The sequence below is a fragment of the Actinomadura sp. B10D3 genome (assembly GCF_039871695.1).
Classification (GTDB): Bacteria; Actinomycetota; Actinomycetes; order Streptosporangiales; family Streptosporangiaceae; genus Spirillospora; species Spirillospora madurae.
The window spans coordinates 1-5,573 of sequence record NZ_JBDPLY010000067.1; the positions used below are offsets into that span (position 1 = coordinate 1).

A 5,573-nucleotide genomic window follows, 5' to 3' on the forward strand; every position below is an offset into this window, starting at 1 on the left:
GGCACCGGCGACGAGGACGGTGCCGTCCCCGGCGGGCGGATTCTCGTCGGTCATCATGATGTCCTTCCGGTTCTGTGGCCCGTCGCCCGGGCCCCGCGGTCCGTACGGGTCACGCGGCCGCCCCCGGCGCGGGCGCCTCGCGCACGCGCAGCCGGTCGACCGCGACGGCCAGCACGATCACGACGCCCTGGATGATCTGCTGGTAGAAGCTGGAGACGTCGAGCAGCGTCATGCCGTTGACCAGCACCCCGATGATCGCCGCGCCCACCAGGGTGCCGACCAGCGAGCCCTTCCCGCCCATGAGGGACGTGCCGCCGAGGACGACCGCCGCGATCGCCGACAGTTCGTAGCCGGTGCCGAGGTCGGGCACCGCGCTCTGCAGCCGCGCGGAGGCGATCACGCCGCCGATGCCCGCGCACAGCCCGGAGATGATGTACACGCAGGTCAGCACCCGCCGCACGGGGATGCCCGCCAGCCGGGCCGCCTCCTCGTTGCCGCCGACCGCGTGGACCCAGCGTCCGAACACGGTGCGGTTGAGCAGGTACCAGCCGGCGGCGAAGACCAGCACCATGATCACCACGGGGACGGGCACGCCGAGGACCGTTCCGTTGCCGATCCACGCGTAGCCGAGGGTCGTGGAGAACAGGGTCTTGCCGTCGGTCCCCACGTAGGTCACGCCCCGCAGGTACGTGAGCGCGGCGAGGGTGACGATGAACGAGGCGAGCTTGAGCCGGGCGACGAGGACGCCGTTCACGGTGCCGATGACCAGTCCCGCTCCGAGCGCCGCCAGCACCGCGATCGCCGGCGGGAAGCCGTCGAGGGCGGGCCGCACCGCGAACAGGGCGGTCACCCCGACGGCCGAGCCGACCGACAGGTCGATGCCCGCCGTCATGATGACGAACGTGAGGCCGGCCCCCAGGATCGCCGTGACGGAGATCTGCCGCGCCACGTCCAGGAGGTTGTCCACGGTGAGGAAGTACGGCGCCGTCGCCGCGAAGACGAGCACGAGCACGACGAGCGCGCCGGCCACGCCCGCCTGGTCGGCGGCGGTGGTGACGCGGCGCCGCAGCCGGTCGTGGTGCGTGCGCGCGGTACGGCCCGCCGAGGCCGCCGGGCGGCCGGGTGCGGTTGTCTCCTTCACGAGTTCACCTCGCTGGCTTTCGTGCGGTCGCCGGCGACGCCGGTCGCGTGGCGGATGACGTTCTCCTCGGTCCTGGCCGGTCCCGCGAGCTCGGCGACGATCTCGCCGCGCCGCATGACGAGGACGCGGTCGGAGAGGCCGAGCACCTCCGGCAGTTCGGAGGAGATCAGCAGCACGGCGACGCCGCGCCGCGTGACGTCGCCGATGAGCGCGTAGATGTCGGCCTTCGCGCCGATGTCCACGCCGCGCGTCGGCTCGTCCAGGATGAGGACGGAGGGGTCGCGGGCGAGGCACCGGGCGAGGAGCACCTTCTGCTGGTTGCCGCCCGAGAGCTGGCCGGCGGGCTGAGCGAGCCCCGTCGCCCTGACGCGCATCGCCTCGGTCAGCGGCCGGGCGGCCGCGCGCATGCTCGCGGGGCTGGTCCGGCCGAGGGCGCGGCGGCCCTTCGGCGTCCCGGCGCACACGTTGTCGGCGATCGACATCTGCGGGAACAGCCCCTGCTCCTTGCGGCTCTCGGGGAGCATCACGATCCCGGCCGCGAGCGGGCCGTCCAGGCTCCCGCCGGCCACGGGGGCGCCGTCGACGGTCACCGTGCCGCCGTCCGCGCGGTCGGCGCCGGCGATCAGGCGGCCGAGCTCGGTGCGGCCGGCCCCGACGATCCCGGCGATCCCCACGACCTCCCCGGCCCGCACCTCGAAGAAGGCGGGACGGACGTCCGGCGAGCGCAGCCCGGAGACGCGGAGCCTGATCCGGTCGGCGGCGGGGGCGCGGTCGTGCCGGTAGAGGTCCTGGACGGGCCGCCCGACCATGGACGTGACGACCCGGTCCTCGGTCATCTCGGCGCGCGTCATGGAGTCGGCGACCACGCCGTCCCTCAGGACGGTGACGTGGTCCGCGATGCGGGAGATCTCCTCCATCCGGTGGCTGATGTACAGCAGCGCCAGGCCCTCGGCCCGGAGGTCCTCGACCTTTTCGAGCAGCATGTCGGCCTCGTTCTGGGACAGCGCCGCCGTGGGCTCGTCCAGCACCAGCAGCCGCGGCTCCTCGCCCAGGGCCCGGGCGATCTCGACGAGCTGCCGGCGGCCCGTGCTGAGCCGGGCCACCTTGACGTCCGGATCGAGGTCGACGCCGATCCGGCCGAGGGCCTCCAGCGCAGTCGCGCGCGCGCGCCGGCGGTCGAGCCGGCCACCCAGGCGGCGCGGCTCGCGGCCGAGCAGGAGGTTGTCGGCGACGGTCAGCTCCGGCACCAGGCTCAGCTCCTGGTGGACGACCGCGAGCCCGCGCCGCCGGGCGTCGCGGGGCCCCGCCAGGGCCACCGGGACGCCGTCGAGGACGATCTCGCCGCGGTCGGCCCGTTCGATGCCGGTGAGGATCTTGATCAGGGTGGACTTGCCGGCGCCGTTCTCGCCGGCCAGCACGTGCACGCGTCCCGCCTCGAGGCCGAGCGAGACGCCCCGCAGGACGGGGTTGCCGTGGTAGGACTTCTCGATTCCGGTCAGGCGCGCGACGGCGCCCTCCGGCGGCCCGGCCGCGCTCATCCCCAGCTCTCGTAGTCGCCGAGGGTGTCGGCGTTGACCAGGACGGTCGGGATCAGCTTGGGCTTCGGGTCCACCTTCTCCCCGCCGGCCAGCTTGATCGCCAGGTCGAGTCCGGAGCGGCCGAGCTCGCGCGGGTTCTGGCCGGCCGTCCCGATGATCGGGCCCTTGCCGAGGAGGTCGGTGAGCTGCCGCGCCCCGTCCACTCCGACGATCTTCACGTCGGCCTTGTGCTGCCCGGCGGCGAGCGCGATGCCGACCGCCGTCGGGTCGTTCACGCCGAAGAAGCCGTCCACGCCCGGGTTCGCGGTGAGGATGTCGCCGGCGACCTTCATGCTCTTGTCGCGGGTCAGGTCGGCGCGCTGGGTGGCGACGACCTTGATGCCGGGGTTGGCGGCGATGGCCTCCTTGCAGCCCTTCATCCGGTCGCTGATGGCCGAGACGGCGGAGCCGTCGACGATCGCGAGCTCGCCCCGGCCGCCCAGCCGGCTGATCAGGTACTTGCAGGCCTCCCGGCCCGCCTGCACGTTGTCGCTGGTGACGGTCGCGTCCGCGCCCGCCGCGGCGACGTCGACGGCCACCACGGGGATCTTCGCCTGCTTGGCGCGGAGCACCGCGGGGCCGATGCCGTCGGAGTCGACGGCATCGACGATGATCGCGTCGACCCGCTGCCGGACGAACGTGTCGATCTTGTCGGTCTGCGCGCTGACGTCCGCGTTGGCGTACTGGACCGAGACCTTGACGCCGCGGGCGGCCGCGGCCTCCTGGATGGCCTTCCCCTCGGCGAGGAAGAAGGGGTTGGACGCCGCGTTGAGCACGACTCCGATCGAGGTCTCAGCGTCGGTGCCCGCCTCGGACGCGGCGCAGCCGGCCAGCGCGAGGCTCGCGGCGCCCGCGGCGGCGGCCGCCGCGAACCGGGTGAGGCGGCGGGGGTGGTTCACAGCCTTCATGGGATGTCCTCATCAGGGTTAGACGACCGGCGTGACGCCGCCGTCGACACAGAAGTTCGCGCCGGAGACGAAGCCGGCCTGGTCAGAGGCGAGATAGGTGACCAGCGAGGCCACCTCGTCGACCGTGCCGAGCCGGCCGGCCGGAATGCGGTTGAGCTCCACGTAGCGGGTGAGCGCCGTCTCCCTGTCCACCCCGAACTCCTCGGCGAGCGAGTCCGCCAGGCCGCCGGGGCGGTCGTACAGCGGGGTCCGGATGAAGGCCGGCGACACCACGTTCGAGCGGACGCCGGCCGGGGTGAACTCGGCCGCGAGGACCTTGGACAGCATCAGGACGCCCGCCTTGGAGACGCTGTAGTCGGGTAGGCGCGGATTGGGCATGCGCGCGGCCTCGGACGCGATGTGGACGAGCGCTCCACCGCCGCCGTCGAGCATGGCGGGGATGGCCGCGCGGGCCGCCCGGACGTATCCGAGCAGGTTGAGCTCCAGCGTCGACGTCCAGTCCGCGTCGGTCGTGTCGAGGAATCCTGGACGCAGGGCGGCGGCGCCGGCGTTGTTCACCAGGACGTCGACCCGGCCGAACGCCTCCACCGCCGCCGCGACCAGCGTCTCCCCGGCATCCGGCTCGCGCAGGTCCGCGGTGACGGGCAGGACGCGGTCGGGGCCGCCGAGCTCGCGGAGGGCGTCGACGCGGAGATCCGCCCCCGCGACGAGCGCGCCCGCCGCGTGGAGGTGCCGCGCGCAGGCGAGCCCGATGCCGGCGCCCGCGCCCGTCACGACGGCCACACGTCCCGCCAGGCCCTGGTTCATGTGTCGCCTCCTTCCCACAGGTCACTCAGCCCGTGATGAGGCCCCACATTCTCATAAGGCGGACGAGATGTCTAGACAGTGGGACATTTCTCGGAAGGAGGCGTGCGGCGGCGCGTCAGCCCAGGTCGAGCAGGTCCGGCCGTGCCACGTCGGAGCCGAAGGCGCGCGAGATCTCCTGGCCGGCCTCGACCAGCGCGGCCCGCCAGGTCGCCGAGTCGGGCCCGAGGATCGACTCGCGGACCCCGCTGATGGACAGCGCCGCGCGCAGCCGGCCGCGGTAGTCGGTGATGGGCACGCCGAGCGCGGCGACGCCCAGCGTGACGTCCTGATCGCTGATCGAGATGCCGCCCGCCCGGGTGGCGGCGAGGACCCGCCGCAGGTCACCGGGCTCGACCGGGGTCGAGGGGGTGAACCGGAGCAGTGGCGCGTTGCGCTCGATGTAGGCGTCCCACTCGTCCTCGTCTCGGTGGGCGAGGATGCTGCGCGCCGCCGCTCCGGCGTGCAGGGGGAGGGTGCCGCCGAGCTGGAGGGCGAGCGACTGCACGCGCTTGCCGTCGATCCGCTCGATGCACACGGCCTCGTCGCGGCGCGGCACGCACAGGAAGACCGTCTCGCCCGTCAGCTCGTGGATGCGCTCCATCGTCGGCCGGGCGAACGTCCGCTCGTCGAAGCGCGCGACCACGGCGGTGGCGAGGGGCAGCAGCTTGAAGCCGAGGCGGTACTTGCCCCGGCGGCTGCCGGGCTCGACCAGCCCCTCGGCCTGCAGGCTGGCCAGCAGCCGGTAGATCGAGCTGCGCGGCTCGCCGATCGCGTCCGCGATGTCGGCCGCGGAGGATTCTCCGTTCGCGAGGTGGTCCAGCAGACCGGACACCTTGCGCACCAGCATGAGGTTGTTTTCAGTCGCCACGCACCAAAGTTATCGCTCAGCGGACAGTCCGTCCAACCAATTCGTCTTACTCTATGGACATGCTGTCCGCTGGATAGTACTTTCGGCCGCATGGTAGATCAGATTCGTCCGCCCGTGGCGGCGGACGCCCAGCTTGTGGAGCTGATTAGGGAACGGGCGCTGTTCGCTCGGCTGGAGACGGTCCGGCTCATATCGATCGCGAAGACCGGCCACTACGCCTCGGGATTCTCGTG

5 protein-coding genes are annotated in these 5,573 nt (G+C 72.9%); all 5 read right to left on the bottom strand.

Annotated elements, in window-relative coordinates:
- Positions 1 to 109: 109 nt before the first annotated feature.
- Entirely contained in the window at positions 110 to 1,141 is a 1,032-nt protein-coding gene (locus ABGB11_RS42145) for an ABC transporter permease (RefSeq protein ID WP_347641311.1), read from the bottom strand.
- Entirely contained in the window at positions 1,138 to 2,679 is a 1,542-nt protein-coding gene (locus tag ABGB11_RS42150) for a sugar ABC transporter ATP-binding protein (RefSeq protein ID WP_347641313.1), read from the bottom strand. The genes ABGB11_RS42145 and ABGB11_RS42150 overlap by 4 nt, the downstream gene beginning before the upstream one ends.
- Positions 2,676 to 3,626: a substrate-binding domain-containing protein gene (locus ABGB11_RS42155; protein ID WP_347641314.1), complete on the bottom strand. Its 951-nt coding sequence runs from the start codon at positions 3,624 to 3,626 to the stop codon at positions 2,676 to 2,678. Before ABGB11_RS42155 ends, ABGB11_RS42150 begins: the two co-directional genes overlap by 4 nt.
- A gap of 18 nt (positions 3,627 to 3,644) precedes the next feature.
- Positions 3,645 to 4,433 carry an SDR family oxidoreductase gene (locus ABGB11_RS42160; protein ID WP_347641315.1) on the bottom strand — a complete coding sequence of 263 codons (789 nt, stop codon included), beginning with the start codon at positions 4,431 to 4,433 and terminating at the stop codon, positions 3,645 to 3,647.
- Between the two features lie 115 nt (positions 4,434 to 4,548).
- Positions 4,549 to 5,340 (bottom strand): IclR family transcriptional regulator, encoded by a 792-nt coding sequence (locus ABGB11_RS42165; protein WP_347641317.1) that lies wholly within the window; start codon positions 5,338 to 5,340, stop codon positions 4,549 to 4,551.
- Between the last annotated feature and the right edge of the window lie 233 nt (positions 5,341 to 5,573).